Source organism: Rhodococcus sp. D-6 (assembly GCF_040256695.1).
Lineage (GTDB): Bacteria > Actinomycetota > Actinomycetes > Mycobacteriales > Mycobacteriaceae > Rhodococcus > Rhodococcus pyridinivorans.
In genome coordinates this window covers 4306468-4320922 of the sequence record NZ_CP132970.1, presented here as the reverse complement: position 1 = coordinate 4320922, position 14455 = coordinate 4306468, and the positions used below count along the sequence as shown (strand labels likewise).

13 protein-coding genes are annotated in these 14455 nt (G+C 68.3%); 7 read left to right on the top strand and 6 right to left on the bottom strand.

All coding sequences use genetic code 11. The annotated features are described in order from the left end of the window. Positions 1–210: 210 nt before the first annotated feature. From RBB84_RS20250 to RBB84_RS20235, 4 genes are all read left to right on the top strand, one after another. A complete protein-coding gene (locus RBB84_RS20250; protein ID WP_006550734.1) occupies positions 211–1557 on the top strand; it encodes an MFS transporter in 1347 nt (448 codons plus the stop codon). 166 nt (positions 1558–1723) lie between these two features. After that, positions 1724–2854 (top strand): thiolase family protein, encoded by a 1131-nt coding sequence (locus tag RBB84_RS20245; RefSeq protein WP_006550733.1) that lies wholly within the window; start codon positions 1724–1726, stop codon positions 2852–2854. Positions 2855–2894: 40 nt separating this feature from the next. Continuing rightward, positions 2895–3659 carry an SDR family NAD(P)-dependent oxidoreductase gene (locus RBB84_RS20240; RefSeq protein ID WP_024102416.1) on the top strand — a complete coding sequence of 255 codons (765 nt, stop codon included), beginning with the start codon at positions 2895–2897 and terminating at the stop codon, positions 3657–3659. A 14-nt stretch (positions 3660–3673) separates the two neighbouring features. After that, positions 3674–5329 (top strand): AMP-binding protein, encoded by a 1656-nt coding sequence (locus RBB84_RS20235; protein WP_064060055.1) that lies wholly within the window; start codon positions 3674–3676, stop codon positions 5327–5329. 126 nt (positions 5330–5455) lie between these two features. Here RBB84_RS20235 and RBB84_RS20230 read toward each other — a convergent pair whose 3' ends face one another. Beyond that, on the bottom strand, positions 5456–6640 hold the full coding sequence (locus RBB84_RS20230; RefSeq protein WP_019290607.1) for an acyl-CoA dehydrogenase family protein: 1185 nt from the start codon (positions 6638–6640) through the stop codon (positions 5456–5458). A 166-nt stretch (positions 6641–6806) separates the two neighbouring features. Here RBB84_RS20230 and fabG point away from each other — a divergent pair, with 166 nt between their 5' ends. The 3 genes from fabG to RBB84_RS20215 all read left to right on the top strand — a co-directional run bounded on the left by fabG (position 6807) and on the right by RBB84_RS20215 (position 9832). Next, a complete protein-coding gene (gene fabG, locus RBB84_RS20225; RefSeq protein WP_024102414.1) occupies positions 6807–7547 on the top strand; it encodes a 3-oxoacyl-ACP reductase FabG in 741 nt (246 codons plus the stop codon). 40 nt (positions 7548–7587) lie between these two features. Continuing rightward, positions 7588–8799 (top strand): acetyl-CoA C-acetyltransferase, encoded by a 1212-nt coding sequence (locus tag RBB84_RS20220; RefSeq protein WP_252173413.1) that lies wholly within the window; start codon positions 7588–7590, stop codon positions 8797–8799. Positions 8800–8971: 172 nt separating this feature from the next. After that, positions 8972–9832 (top strand): DUF559 domain-containing protein, encoded by an 861-nt coding sequence (locus tag RBB84_RS20215; protein WP_252173412.1) that lies wholly within the window; start codon positions 8972–8974, stop codon positions 9830–9832. Between the two features lie 77 nt (positions 9833–9909). Here the strand turns inward: RBB84_RS20215 and RBB84_RS20210 are convergent, their stop codons facing one another. Genes RBB84_RS20210 through RBB84_RS20190 form a run of 5 tightly spaced genes read right to left on the bottom strand, consistent with a single transcriptional unit; the run spans position 9910 to position 14455 of the window. Next, complete coding sequence (locus RBB84_RS20210; RefSeq protein ID WP_260783013.1) at positions 9910–11010, bottom strand: class I SAM-dependent methyltransferase; 1101 nt, start codon at positions 11008–11010, stop codon at positions 9910–9912. A gap of 56 nt (positions 11011–11066) precedes the next feature. Continuing rightward, the gene (locus RBB84_RS20205; protein WP_252173410.1) at positions 11067–11978 is read right to left on the bottom strand and encodes a LysR family transcriptional regulator; all 912 of its coding nucleotides are present in this window, start codon (positions 11976–11978) and stop codon (positions 11067–11069) included. Between the two features lie 4 nt (positions 11979–11982). Beyond that, positions 11983–12852 (bottom strand): LysR family transcriptional regulator, encoded by an 870-nt coding sequence (locus RBB84_RS20200; protein WP_006550724.1) that lies wholly within the window; start codon positions 12850–12852, stop codon positions 11983–11985. A gap of 44 nt (positions 12853–12896) precedes the next feature. Then, positions 12897–13691, bottom strand: coding sequence for an enoyl-CoA hydratase-related protein (locus tag RBB84_RS20195; RefSeq protein ID WP_350246652.1), 795 nt, complete (start codon positions 13689–13691; stop codon positions 12897–12899). Between the two features lie 2 nt (positions 13692–13693). Continuing rightward, positions 13694–14455 (bottom strand): crotonase/enoyl-CoA hydratase family protein, encoded by a 762-nt coding sequence (locus tag RBB84_RS20190; RefSeq protein ID WP_006550723.1) that lies wholly within the window; start codon positions 14453–14455, stop codon positions 13694–13696.

The window sequence follows — 14455 nt, the reverse complement described above, 5'->3', positions numbered from 1 at the left end:
GTTAGCGCAGACCAATACTCGATGCGGCCTGAATCCGCCGTGTGATGAGTCATAGGTTTCAGTGATCGATTCGTTCGCCTCCCGCTCTTTGCTTCAGGTGACATGGCTCACGTTCAATACATGCAGACGCCAGGCGTGACGTTCTTCCGACAGCGACATACCGATCGTTCGTAAGTCGGCCATCCCGCTCGAGTTCTGAAGGGACTCCCAGTGACCACAGGCGAAATCGCGCACGACAAGTCGGCAGCCGCCGGCGGGCCCGGTCGGCCGACGACCGGCTCGACACCTCTCGTGACCCCCGGCCGCGCGTGGAGCATGACCGGCCTGGTCATCTTCCTCTACGTCGTCAACTACGCCGACAAGGCCGTCCTCGGCATCATCGCCCAGCCTCTGGCGCGTGAGCTCGGCATGAGCTCCTCCCAGATCGGCCTGGTCGGGTCGCTGTTCTTCGTCACATTCACCGTCGGCGGTTTCTTCGCCGGGCCGTTGAACAAGTACATGACCCTCCGCTGGGCCCTGCTGGCCCTCGGCCTGACCTGGTCGCTCGTCATGCTGCCGCTGGTCGTCAGTGCGAGTTTCGCGATGCTGGTCGTCACCCGCATGCTGCTCGGTCTCGCCGAAGGACCGAGCTCGGCGCTCATGCACACCGCCGCGTACTCGTGGCACCCGCCGGCCAAGCGTGGCCTGCCCGGCGCCTTCCTGGCCGGTTCCGCCTCGGTCGCCAAGATCGCCCTCGCTCCCGTCCTGACCTTCATCACCGTCGAATGGGGATGGCGTGCCGCGCTGATCTCGCTGTCGATCCTCGGTGCGATCTGGATGGGCTGCTGGCTCCTCGGCTGGAAGGAAGGCCCCTACACGACCCGGGCCGTCAAGGGCGCCGAGACCGCCGCTTCCGCCGCGCAGACCGAACCGTCCGTGCCGTGGCGCAAGATCTTCCTCACTCGCACCTTCATCAGCTGCGCGATCCTGATCATGGTCGTCTACGCGCTCACCACCGTCGTCCTGACCTGGCTGCCGTCCTACTTCGAGGTCGGTCTCGGCTACAGCGCTCTGCAGGCCGGCTCGATGTTCGCCCTGCCGTCCATCATCGGTCTGTTCCTCATGATCAGCTCGGGCACGGTCACCGACCGCCTCAGCGCCAAGGGTTACCGCTCGCGGGTCGTCCGCATCATCGTGCCCGCCGTCGGTGTGCTCATCTGCGGTGCCATCCTGGTCTTCCTCCCGTCCATCGGTACGCCGGCTCTGGCCGTCGCGGTCGTCTCCATCGGCTACGGTTTCGGCGCCATCGCGTTCCCGCTGATCAACGCCGCGATCTCCGAGTTGTGCCCGCCGCAGCAGACCGCCGGCACGATGGGCGTCTTCCTCGCGCTGATGGCGGTCGGCGGTCTCGTTGCCCCCTACGGCACGGGTGTCCTCGTCGACAACGCCGCCACCGCGGCGGAGGGCTATGCAACGGCCTTCCAGGTCATCGGTGCACTCGGTGCGCTCGCCGCGATCCTGGTGCTCTTCCTGGCCGACCCGGAGCGCGACCGCAAGATCATCCGGGCAGCCGCCTGACCTGTTCGGCATAGCTTCCGCCTAACGGAAGCTTCCGCCGAAAGACTTACCCCTACCGGCCGGGTGCATGGTCTCCTCGAATGCGAGGACCACCACCCGGCCGGTCGTCTTTTCCCACCACGGTTGCCCGGCAACCGTGTCCCGCAACAGCAAAGGACCGATTCGCATGCGCGATGCCGTGATCGTCGACGCCGTCCGTTCCCCCATCGGACGTCGCGGTGGTGCACTGTCCGAGATCCACCCCGTCAACCTGTCCGCCCACGTGCTGACCGCACTGGCGGAGCGGACCGGCCTCGATCCTGCCACGATCGACGACGTCCAGTGGGGTTGTGTGAGCCAGGTCGGCGACCAGGCCGGAATCGTCTCGCGCAGCGCCGTGTTCGCGGCCGGATGGCCGGTCACCGTACCCGCCACCACCATCAACCGGGCGTGCGGATCGAGCCAGCAGGCCGTGTCCTTCGCCGCCGCGACCGTCATCTCCGGCCAGAACGACGTCGTGATCGCCGGTGGTGTCGAGTCCATGAGCCGTGTGCCGATGGGCAGCGCCGGCAAGGACGGTCAGCACTTCCCGCAGAACGTGCTCGACCGCTTCGAGGTCGGCGGCTTCAGCCAGGGCATCGGCGCCGAGATGATCGCCGAGAAGTGGGGTTTCTCCCGCACGCAGCTCGACGAATTCTCGCTGCGCTCGCACGAACTGTCCGCAGCCGCCACCGACGCGGGCGCCTTCACCGGCCAGATCGCCGTGGTCGGCGAGTTCGCCACCGACGAGGGCATCCGCCGCGGCGGCACCGTCGAGTCGCTTGCCAAGCTCGAGACCGTCTTCAAGGAGGACGGCGTGATCCACGCCGGCAACTCCTCGCAGATCTCCGACGGTGCCGGCGCCCTGCTCATCACCACCAGCGAATACGCCGCGGCGCAGGGCTGGACCCCGCTCGCACGCATCCACACCGCCGTCGTCGCCGCCGACGACCCGGTCGTCATGCTCACCGGCCCCATCCCCGCCACCGAGAAGGCCATCGAGCGTTCCGGTCTGTCCATCGACGACATCGGCGCCTTCGAGATCAACGAGGCCTTCGCGCCGGTGCCGCTCGCATGGCAGGTCGAGACCGGCGCGAAGCCCGACCGCCTCAACCCGCTCGGCGGCGCGATCGGTGTCGGCCATCCCCTCGGCGGCTCCGGCGCGATTCTCATGACCCGCCTCGTGCACCACATGCGCGACAACGGCATCCGCTACGGCCTGCAGTCGATGTGCGAGGCCGGCGGCATGGCCAACGCCACCATCCTCGAACTGCTCTGATCTCACGTCACCCAGCTGCTACGAATCCGAAGGAAACACTATGGAACTCAAGGGTCTGTCCGTTGCCGTCACCGGCGGAGCGTCCGGTCTCGGTCTCGCCACGGCACGTCGCGTCCTGGCCGCCGGCGGCAACGTCACCCTCATCGACCTCCCCGGCTCGAACGGTGAGGAGATCGCCAAGGAGCTCGGCGACGGCGCTGTCTTCGCCCCCGGCGACGTGACCGATTCGGAGCAGTTCGCTGCGGCTCTCGACGTCGCGCACGAGCGCGGCGGCCTGCGCGGTGTCGTGCACTGCGCCGGCGCCGGACGCAAGATGCGCATCCTCGACAAGGAGGGCAAGGCCGGTTCGCTCGAGGACTTCGAGTTCGTGATCCGCCTCAACCTCATCGGCTCGTTCAACGCGCTGCGCCTCGGCGCCGAGCGCATGGCCGAACTCGACCTCATCGAGGACGAGCGTGGCGCCGTCGTCATGACGGCCTCCGTCGCGGCCTTCGAGGGCCAGATCGGCCAGATCAACTACTCGGCGTCCAAGGCCGGCATCGTCGGCATGACGATCGTCGCCGCACGCGACCTCGCCAGCAAGGGCATCCGCGTCAACACCATCGCCCCCGGCATCATGGACACCCCGCTGCTCGCCCGCCTGCGCGAGGACGTCCGCAAGTCGCTCGAAGCGACCGTGCCCAACCCGTCGCGTCTGGGCCGGCCCGACGAGTTCGGGCAGCTGGCCACGAACATCCTCGAGAACGGCTACATCAACGGCGAGACCATTCGCCTCGACGGCGCCATCCGTATGGCACCGCGGTGAACCGGGCGTCGACCATGACCTCGGCTTCCGACCTCGCACAGCGCAGGCTGTCGTACCCGGCGACGACGATGGCGGTGTGGGCACCGAGCCTCGCCGCCGTCTACGGCGACCGTCCCGCGGTGATCGACGGCGACCGGGTGCTCACCTACAACGACCTCGACGCACGCTCGGCGCAGTTCGCCGGCGTGCTGCACGAGGCCGGGGTGCGGGCCCGCGACGTGGTGCTCCTGCACCTCGGTAACTGCGTCGAGTTCCACATCGCCTACTACGGTGCGCTCCGCGTCGGAGCGGCGGTCACGCTCGTGAATCCGCTGCAGCCCGAACCGGGTCTGCGCCGGCAGATCGAGGAGACTTCCGCAGCCGCGGCGGTCACCGGTTCCGCACAGGCCGACACCCTGTTCCGGGCTGCGTCCGGAACGAGTATCCGGTTGATCGCGGTCGTCTCCGACGAAGCGGTCACCGCGCCGGGTGCCGTGCGCTTCGGCGATGCGCTCGAAGGACGTCCGCAGACCTTCGAACCGGTCGTCACCAGTCCGGACGATATCGCGCACATCGCGTACACCGGTGGCACGACCGGCATTTCGAAGGGCGTGCGCGTCCTGCACCGCAACGTCGTCGGCAACGTCACGCAGATGTGTGCGTGGCGCGCCGGGCACCAGCTGGTCGCCGATGTCGACGGGCGCATCTCGCTCGAACCGATCGGCGACCTGAAAATCGCCGGTGCGGTCCCGGGTCAGGGTTCGACGATCGTGGTGTCGCCGCTGTTCCACGCGCACGCGCTGATCAACACGTCGTTCCTTCTCGCGTGCGGCCTGACCCAGGTCCTCGCGGGTCGCTTCGATCCGGCCCGGATGCTCGAGCTGATCGAACGGTACGAGGCCGGCTACATCACCGGTAGCCCGGCGATGTGGCACGCCCTCGCTACGCATCCCGACGTCGAGACCCGCGACCTGTCCACCGTGCGGGTCGTGTCGTCCGGTGCCGCTCCGATCGACCACGTGACCCTCGGGAACCTCGAGCGTGCGTTCCCCAACGCACGTATCGCGGAGGGTTACGGGCTCACCGAGGGCACCTGCGTCGTCACGGCGATGCCGCTCGTCGTCGACTCGGAGTACCGCCTCGGAAGCGTCGGCCTCCCGGTCTTCGACACCGAACTCGAGATCCGCTCGCAGATCGATCCGACCGTCGTCCTCCCCGACGGAGAGCTCGGCGAACTGTGGATCCGCGGACCGCAGGTCACCGACGGATATCTCGGACACCCCGAGATCACCGCGGAACAGTACGTCGACGGCTGGCTCGCCACCGGCGACATCGCCTACCGCGATGCCGACGGATTCGTGTACATCGCCGACCGGGCGAAGGACATGTTGATCTACAAGGGCTACAACGTGTATCCGCGTGAGCTCGAAGAGATCCTGGTGACCCACCCGAAGGTGTCCACTGCGGCGGTCGTCGGGCGGGAGGCAGGCGCGATCGGTCAGGAGCCGGTAGCCTTCGTCGTCCCCGTCGACGGCGAGGAGCCCGCCGCGGAGGAGCTGAAGGCGTACGTCGCCGAACAGGTCCTGCCGTACAAGAAGATCCGTGAAGTGGTGGTGGTCGACGCATTGCCGACCTCCGCCGCGGGCAAGATTCTCAAGACCGATCTGCGATCGCGACTGACGGTCTCCTGACCCCGCACACGAGAAACCCCCGGCATCCGATGCCGGGGGTTTCTTCGTATGCGGTGGAAGGTGATTCGCAAGAATCGGTTCGGGCGCGGTTCCGGACGTACCTGTTCCGGAACCGCGCCCCGAAGGTCAGGAGTTCTTCTGTTGCTCCTGCTTGACGAGTCCGCCGCCGATGATCAGACGCTGGATCTCGCTGGTGCCCTCGTACAGGCGCAGCAGACGCACGTCGCGGTAGATCCGCTCGACCGGCACCTCGCGCATATAGCCGGTGCCACCGTGGATCTGGACGGCGAGATCGGCGACCTTGCCGACCATCTCGGTGCAGAACAGCTTCGCGACCGACGGTGCGATGCGGCGGTCGGTCTCCTCGACCCACGCCTTCGCGGCGTCGCGGACGAGGGCGCGGCCGGCCATCACACCGGTCTGCTGGTCGGCGATCATCGCCTGAACGAGCTGGAAGTTTCCGATGGGGTTGCCGCCCTGCGTGGCGGTCGCGGCGTAGGCGACAGACTCGTCGAGTGCGCGCTGGGCCTGGCCGACCGACAGTGCGGCGATGTGCACGCGACCGCGGGCGAGCGAGACCATGGCGGCCTTGTAGCCGACGTCCTCGCTGCCGCCGACGAGCGCGGAGTTCGGCACACGCACGTCGTCGAAGTGCACGTCGGCGGTCCAGGCGCCCTCCTGGCCCATCTTGGCGTCCTTGTTGCCCACCGTCAGGCCGGGGGTGTCGGCGGGGACGAGGAAGACCGCGATTCCGGTGCCGTTCCCGTCTGCCGGACGGGTGCGGGCGAACACGACGAACAGGTTCGCCAGCGGCGCGTTGGTGATGAAGCGCTTCTCGCCGGTGATCACCCAGTCGTCACCGGCGCGCACGGCCTTGGTGCGCAGACCCGACGGGTTCGAGCCGGCGCCCGGCTCGGTGAGGGCGAAGGATGCGACGACCTCGCCGGAGGCGATGCCCTCGAGCCACTGCTGCTTCTGCTCGTCGGTGCCGAAGTTGACGAGCACCTGGCCGGCGATGCCGTTGTTGGTGCCGAACATCGAGCGCAGCGACAGGGTCGTGTAACCCAGCTCCATCGCGAGTTCCGCGTCCTGCTGCAGATTCAGGCCGAGGCCGCCCCACTCCTGCGGGATGGCGTATCCGAACAGGCCCATGTCCTTCGCGGCCTGGCGGATGTCCTCGGGAATCGCATTGGTCTCGGCGATCTCCTGCTCGCGCGGCACGACCACGTTGCGCACGAACGCGCGGGTCTGCGCGAGGATCTCGCGGAAGTCGTCCTCGTCGACCTCGGGGGCCGGGATGGAGAGTGTCATGTCTACAACCTTCGTGCGGCCGCGGGGAGGTGTCCAATACGAATGGCGCCATTCCCGTATAGGCATTGTCGATGGATGAGAGCCGTTCTACCGGCCGGTTCGCCGTTATATTCGGAGCATCGACTTGTCTGGGGGCCGTCCCGAGTCCCGCCGAAAGGAATCGTAGATGTCTCTGTTGGAGAACCGCACTGCCGTGATCACCGGTGGCGCTCAGGGAATCGGCTTCGCCATCGCGCAGGAGTTCGTCGACGCCGGCGCCCGCGTCGTGATCGGCGACCTCGATCTCGATGCCGCCACCGCCGCCGCCGAGAAGCTCGGAGGGCGCGACGTGGCCCGGGCCGTGCGCGCCAACGTCGTCGAGTCCGCCGACTGGGACACCCTTCTCGCCGAGGCCGTCGACGGTTTCGGTTCGCTCGACGTGGTGGTCAACAACGCCGGTATCACCCGCGACGCGACGATGCGCACGATGACCGAAGAGGACTTCGACCTCGTCATCTCGGTGCACCTCAAGGGCACCTGGCACGGCACCCGCAAGGCCGCCGCGATCATGCGTGAGGCCAAGCGCGGCGCGATCGTCAACATCTCGTCGCTGTCCGGCAAGGTCGGCATGGTCGGCCAGACCAACTACTCCGCCGCCAAGGCGGGCATCGTCGGCCTCACCAAGGCCGCCGCCAAGGAGATGGCGCACCACGGCGTCCGCGTCAACGCGATCCAGCCCGGCCTGATCCGTTCGGCGATGACCGAGGCCATGCCGCAGAAGGCATGGGACCGGAAGATGGCCGAGATCCCCATGGGCCGCGCCGGCGAGGTCGACGAGATCGCCTCCGTCGCACTGTTCCTCGCGTCCGACATGTCCTCCTACATGACCGGCACCGTCCTCGAGGTCACCGGCGGCCGCTTCATGTGACGGTCCATCCGTCACCTCCCTCTCTTCCCGAAAGGTCATCATGCGTGAAGTTGTCATCTGCGAGCCGGTCCGTACCCCGATCGGCCGCTACGGCGGAATGTTCAAGTCCCTCACCGCAGTCGATCTCGGTGTCGCGGCACTGAAGGGTCTGCTCGAGCGCACCGGTGTTGCGCCCGAACAGGTTCAGGACGTCATCCTCGGCCACTGCAACGGCAACAGCGAAGCCCCGGCCATCGGTCGCGTCGTCGCCCTCGACGCCGGTCTGCCGATCACGGTGCCCGGCATGCACATCGACCGCCGCTGCGGTTCGGGCCTGCAGGCCGTCATCCAGGCCGCCTTCCAGGTCGGTAACGGCGACCACGATCTCGTCGTCGCCGGTGGCACCGAGTCGATGAGCAACGCGGCGTTCTACTCCACCGACATCCGCTGGGGCGGCGCCCGCACCGGCGTGCAGATGCACGACGGTCTGGTCCGCGCCCGCTCGACCGCCGGTGGCCGCTTCTACCCGGTGCCCGGCGGCATGATCGAGACGGCGGAGAACCTGCGTCGCGAGTACTCGATCTCCCGCGACGAGCAGGACGAGCTCGCCCTGAACTCGCACCTGCGTGCCGTCCACGCCCAGAAGAACGGAATCCTCGCCGAGGAGATCATCCCCGTCACGGTGAGCAGCCGTAAGGGCGACGAGGTCATCGACACCGACGAGCACCCGCGTCCCGACATCAGCCTGGAGACCCTCGCCAAGCTGAAGCCGATCATGGGCAAGCAGGACCCCGAGGCCACCGTCACCGCCGGCAACGCCAGCGGCCAGAACGACGCCGCCTCCATGGCGATCGTCACCACCCCGGAGAAGGCCGCCGAGCTGGGCCTGACCCCGCTGGTGCGGTTCGTCTCGTGGGGCGTTGCGGGCGTCCAGCCCAAGATCATGGGCATCGGCCCCGTGCCGGCCACCGAGGTCGCCCTCGCCAAGGCGGGCATCACCCTCGCCGACGTCGACCTCATCGAGCTCAACGAGGCGTTCGCCGCGCAGGCCCTCGCCGTGACCCGCGAGTGGAAGTTCGGCAAGGCCGACTTCGAGCGCACCAACGTCCACGGCTCGGGCATCTCGCTCGGCCACCCGGTCGGCGCGACCGGCGGACGAATGCTCGCCACCCTCGCCCGCGAGCTGTACCGTCGCGAGGCCCGCTACGGCCTCGAGACCATGTGCATCGGCGGCGGCCAGGGCTTGGCAGCGATCTTCGAGCGCGTCGCGTAAGCAGACAGCTCCCGGTTCGGGGAGGTTGTGTCCGGTTTTCTCGAGAAAACCGAACATAACCTCCCCGAACTTCTTTCGTCGCAGGTGACCGGGCTGGGGATGACGCCGGGTTGTCCACAACCGGGCCTCGACGCGGCGTCAGGAGGCGCGTCGCGCCCGGCATGCTCGGCGCGTGATCGACTTCGACGAACCGTTCTCGGGACGCGCGGCACTCGCTGCCGGCGTCGTCACGCGGCATCGGCTCGCACGCGACTTCGTCCACCTCCACCGCGACGTCTACATCCGACGAGGGATCCCGGCCACCCCGCTGCTGCGTGCGAAGGCGGCATGGTTGTGGTCGCAGGGCCGCGGCGTCCTCGCGGGAGTGTCCGCCGCTGCCGTGCACGGCACTCGATGGCTCGGCCCGGATGCGGCGGCCGAACTCGTCCGCTCCGATCACGTCCGGTCGGCGCCGGGCATCTCGGTCCGACGCGCCCCGAAGCTCGACACCTGCGTGGTCGACGGGATGTTCGCGACCACACCGGCGCAGACGGCCTTCGATCTCGCCCGACGAATGCCGTTCGATCGGGCCGTCGAAACGATCGACGCGCTCTGCAACGCGACCGGCCTGAAGGTGCCTGAGATCGAGGAACTCGCGACGAGGAGCAAAGGCGCACACGGTATCGGTGCCGTGCCGCGGGTGCTCGCCCTCGTCGACGGTGGGGCTGCGTCACCGCCCGAGACCCACACGCGTCTGCTCCTCGTCCGTGCCGGTCTCCCACCGCCGGAGACCCAGATCGAGATCTTCGACGGCGAGGTGTTCGTGGCGCGAGCCGACATGGGATGGAAGCAGTGGCGGGTGCTCGTGGAGTACGACGGCGTGCAGCACTGGACCGACCCCACTCAGCGCACCCGCGACATCGATCGGTACGCGGTGCTGCCCGAACTGGGGTGGACGGTCATCCGGGTCGGCGCCGACCTCCTCTACCGGCGGCCCGAAGTCTTCGTCGAACGGGTGCGGCGTGCTCTGGGAGCGGCCGGTGCGCCCGTCTGAGCAGAACTTCGGGGAGGTTGTGTGCGTGTTTTTCGAGAAACCCGAACACAACCTCCCCGAATTTTCGACGGGCCACGCTATTCGGTGCGGAGGAGGTAGAAGCGGAAGAAGCCGAAGTCCTCGATGGGGAGCACGTCGACCTCGGTGAAACCGGCATCGAGGGCATAGCGGCGCAGGGTCGCGGGACGCATGACGGTGCCCGTCGCGGCGCTCGGGGTGTGGCTCATACCGTCAGGGAGGCAGATGGTGAGGCTGTAGCCGTACATGAGCCGTTCGACGTCGTCGCCGGGCGCGGTGAAGGTGTCGGCGACCGCTTCGTCCATGACGATCATGAACCCGCCGGGTGCGAGCGACCGCCGTACGGCAGCCAACACTTCGACCGGTCGGGGCATGTCGTGGACGCACTCGAATGCGAAGGCCGCCTGGAAGTTTCCATCGGGCAGTTCGGACGCGTCGCACTGCGTGAACGTGACGCGTTGCGCCACATCGGCATTCTCCGCGAGGTTCGACCGGGCCATCTCCACCGACGGGGCGTCGATGTCGAAGCCGTGAACCTTCGCATCCGGATAGGTGCGCGCGATCGTGATCGTCGACCATCCCCCGCCGCAGCCGATGTCGGCGATCCGCGCGCCCGGCTGCCCGAGCACCCGGTCGACCTCCGGTACCGACCGCAGAGCATCGGGCAGCGCCTTCTCGAACAGCGGCCTGTTCGCGTCGGCCTGCGACTCGCACACGTCGCGGCCGAACTGGCTCCAACTCACGCCGCCACCGTTGCGGTACGCCTCGAGCAGACCGGGAAGCTGCATCGTCGCGCCGACGATCATCCGGGCAAGCGGCGCCATGTACGCCAGGCTGTGCGGATCGGTGAGTACCTCGCGACCGACCGCAGACAGCGTGAAGCGTGGGGGATCGCCGTCGTCGACGTCGAGCAGACCGGTCAGGGCCTGCTGCTCGAGCCACTCGCGGGTGTACCGCGGGTGGGTTCCGGTGCGTTCGGCCAGTTCGCCGGCCGTCGCAGGTCCGTCGTCAGCGAGGCTTCGGTACCAGCCGAGACGGTCGCCGATCAGGATCGTGAGGGTGTCCATGGTGCCGAGGACGGAATCGAGGACGCGCTGCGCGTACGCGTCGACGGAATCGGGGTGGACGGAGGAAGTCGTCGAGGTGGACATACGGATCATCTCCCGAGGAGAAGTGGATGTCGTCCCCACCATCGTCGCCCCCGGATCCCCGGATGTCACCGTTCCGTCGGGAGTTGCTCCTCCGCGCCGGACTCCTCGGACGACCGCACGAAGTCGACGAAGGCGCGACCGGCCTTCGACAGCGAGGCCGGGTCGAACACCAGTCCGTACGACTGCGCGAAGGTCGGCTCGCACGGACGGACCACCGCGACGTCCTGCGCCGACTCGGCGAGCGACCGTTCGACGAACGACCCACCCAGACCGGCGAGCACCATCGGCAGGCGGGCCTCGCGATGATCGGTGAGCACGGAGATGGGACGGCGCACCTCGGCCTGCCGCATTGCGTAGTCGATCGCGTCGCTCACGGAGCCACCACCGCGCGGCACGAACACCATCGGGATGTCGGGGAACTCGGCCAAGGACAGCGGCCCGGGTGGCAGGTCGGTGCCGGGGGGATAGGCGAGCCAGTACTCGGTCTGTCCGAGCTCGATGATCTCGAGACCCACCTCGTCCTCGACGGGCAGATGGGTGACGACGAACTCGCAGTAGCCGTCGTGGATGACCGACGCGGTGAACTCCTCCGCACGCAGATCACCGAGGCGCGCGGTGACTTTGGGATGGAGACGGCGGAACTCGGAGACCAGGTCGACGATCGGGCCGGTTGCGAGAGCGGGGAAGACCATCAGATCCAGTCGGCCCGTCACCTCGGTCGTCGACACGGTGAGCAGCTCCTCGACCGCGTTCACATCGCGGAGGATCTGCCGGCTCGGGCCGATCAGTGCCTTGCCCGCCGCGGTGAGCACCATGCCGCGCCCGATGCGGTGGAACAGCTGCACCCCCAGCTCGCGCTCGAGGCTGCGCAGTGCCTGGGAGACGGTGGGCTGGGCGACGCCGAGCTCGGCGGCCGCGCCGTTGATGCCGTCGTTCTCCACGACGGCGAGGAAGTATTCGACCTGACGGAACTCCATGTCGTCACGCTTCCCAGGGGGTGCCGGTGGTGGTCGCCACGAATGCGGCGGCAGCGGGGGACAGATCGCCGGGTCGCATCACCAATCCGACGGGACGCCGGAACGGTGGGTCCAGGGGCCGGACGACCGCACCGGGGATCTGTTTCTCGGCGACGCGACGCGGCACGATCGTCCCGGCGGTGCCACGCTCGACGAACTGCCACAGGGCTGCCTGGTTGGCGCAGTCGACGACGACGTTCTGATCGCCGAGCAGTTCACCGGTGCGCGCGGCGCTCGCGCGGGAGCCGAGGTCGAGGACCAGCGGGAAGTCGCGGACCTGGGCCCGGGTGACGGGGTCGGGCACGTCGGCGGCGAGGTCGGGGTGCACGGCGAGCACCATCTCCTGCTCGAGGACCGGAACGGTGATCATGCCGGCGTGATCGACGGACAGGTCGGTGATGCCGATCTCCGCCTCGCCGCGGCGCAGCGCCGCGTGGACTCCGGGAGGGCCTTCGGCGTCGTTCACCCGCACGGTCAGGTTGGGGTAGCGCCGACGGAAGCGCTGGACGAACTCGATGACGGGGTGGATCGAGAACGTCGCGAAGGTGACGATCTCGACACGACCGGCCTGGAGATCGCGCACCGCCGCGACCTTCTGTTTCGCCCGCTCGACGTCGGCCAGGATGCGGCGTGCGGCGCCCTCGAGGACACGACCGTCCTCGGTGAGGGTGAGCCGTCGGCCGGTGCGGTCGAACAGGGTCGTGTCGAGGCGGCGTTCGAGGGTGCGGATGGCCTGCGACAACGACGGCTGCGAAATGTAAAGTGCCTGAGCAGCTTTCGTGATCCCGCCGTGGTCGACGACCGCCACGAAATAGGTCACGAGGTGCAAGTCCACCCGATTATCGTAGGTGACGCTCAGAACCGTCCCGGACGCAACCGTCAGGAAGGGGTGTCTATCGGGCGCGGTACCCGCCATCCGCCGGTGAACGACGGCTCGCGTTTGTCGACGAATGCACGCATCGCATCGGGGGCGTCGGTGGCGTGGTTGATCGCCTGCGAGCGGGCCTCGTTCTCGAGTGCTTCGCGGAGCGTGAGCGACGAACCCTGCTCGAGCATCCGCGCCGACATGCTCACCGCGACCGGCGGGGCGGCGGCCAGCCGCGCGGCCAGTTCGGCGGCGCGACCGGCGAGGGCGTCGGGCTCGACGAGCTCGGTCACCAGGCCCAGGTCGTATGCTTCCTCGGCGCACACGATGTCGGCGAGCATGACCAGACGCTTCGCCTGGTGCAGTCCCACGAGGCGCGGCAGGATCCACGACCCGCCGAAGTCGATCGACAGTCCGCGCCGCGCGAAGATCTGACCGAACTTCGCGGTGCGGGAGGCGACGACCACGTCGCACAGCAACGCCATGTTCCATCCCGCGCCCACCGCATACCCCTCGACCTGCGAGATCAACGGCTTCGAGAACTCCGCGACGGCGAGCGCCGTCTCGTTGATCTCCCGCATACGGTCGAGGGGATGGGTGGAGTCGCGCCGCTCCATGTCGGCACCGGTGCAGAAGTCACCACCGGCGCCGGTGAGGATCACGGCGCGGACGGAATCGTCGTGCTGGAGCGCACCGAACGTCTCACGCAACGACCGCCACGCCTCGACCGTCATCGCGTTCTTGCGCTCCGGTCGACTCAGCGTGATCGTGGCGACCGAGCCGTCCTGCGCGACCAGAACATCCGACATTCCTACTCGCCCTTCCAGACCGGTGCGCGCTTCTCGGCGAATGCCCGGGCGCCTTCCTTGGCGTCGGCCGACGCGAAGACCGGGTCGATGAACTTGCGCTGCGCGACGAAGGCGTCGGGGTCGGTGTAGTTGGCGGCCATCGCGACGACCTGCTTGGTGGCCTTGACGGCGAGGGGGCCGTTCGCCGCGACGCGGGCGGCGAGTTCCTTTGCCACGGTGAGTGCTTCACCGGGCTCGGTGACGCGGTTGACCAGGCCGTGCTGGTGGGCGACCTCGGCGGTGAGTGGGTCACCGGTGATGGCCAGTTCCATCGCGAGCGGGTAGGGGAGGATCTTCGGCAGGCGCAGCAGGCCGCCGGCCGCCGCCGCGAGTCCGCGCTTGACCTCGGGGATACCGAACTTCGCTTCGCGCGACGCGACGATCAGGTCGGCGGACAGGGCGAGCTCGCATCCACCGGCCAGGGCCCAGCCCTCGACGGCGGCGATGAGCGGCTTGCTCGGCGGTGCCTCGGTGAGGCCACCGAAACCGCGGCCGGGGATCGACGGGCGCTCCCCGCGTGCGAACGCCTTCAGATCCATTCCGGCGCAGAACGTTCCGCCGGCACCGGTGAGGATGCCGATGGTCAGGTCGGGGCGTGCCTCGAACTCGTCGATGGCCGCGGCCAACGCCTCCGAGACCTCCAGGTTCACGGCGTTCTTGGCCTCGGGGCGGTTGAGGGTGAACACCGCGACGCCGTCGGCGAATTCGGTGAGGACAACGCTCAT

Excerpts from the sequence above, each read along its gene's own strand:
- RBB84_RS20245 (WP_006550733.1), top strand. The coding sequence starts at position 1,724 with ATGCGCGATGCCGTGATCGTCGACGCCGTCCGTTCCCCCATCGGACGT.
- RBB84_RS20240 (WP_024102416.1), top strand. The coding sequence starts at position 2,895 with ATGGAACTCAAGGGTCTGTCCGTTGCCGTCACCGGCGGAGCGTCCGGT.
- RBB84_RS20235 (WP_064060055.1), top strand. The coding sequence starts at position 3,674 with ATGACCTCGGCTTCCGACCTCGCACAGCGCAGGCTGTCGTACCCGGCG.
- RBB84_RS20230 (WP_019290607.1), bottom strand. The coding sequence starts at position 6,640 with ATGACACTCTCCATCCCGGCCCCCGAGGTCGACGAGGACGACTTCCGC.
- fabG (WP_024102414.1), top strand. The coding sequence starts at position 6,807 with ATGTCTCTGTTGGAGAACCGCACTGCCGTGATCACCGGTGGCGCTCAG.
- RBB84_RS20220 (WP_252173413.1), top strand. The coding sequence starts at position 7,588 with ATGCGTGAAGTTGTCATCTGCGAGCCGGTCCGTACCCCGATCGGCCGC.
- RBB84_RS20210 (WP_260783013.1), bottom strand. The coding sequence starts at position 11,010 with ATGATCCGTATGTCCACCTCGACGACTTCCTCCGTCCACCCCGATTCC.
- RBB84_RS20205 (WP_252173410.1), bottom strand. The coding sequence starts at position 11,978 with ATGGAGTTCCGTCAGGTCGAATACTTCCTCGCCGTCGTGGAGAACGAC.
- RBB84_RS20195 (WP_350246652.1), bottom strand. The coding sequence starts at position 13,691 with ATGTCGGATGTTCTGGTCGCGCAGGACGGCTCGGTCGCCACGATCACG.
- RBB84_RS20190 (WP_006550723.1), bottom strand. The coding sequence starts at position 14,455 with ATGAGCGTTGTCCTCACCGAATTCGCCGACGGCGTCGCGGTGTTCACC.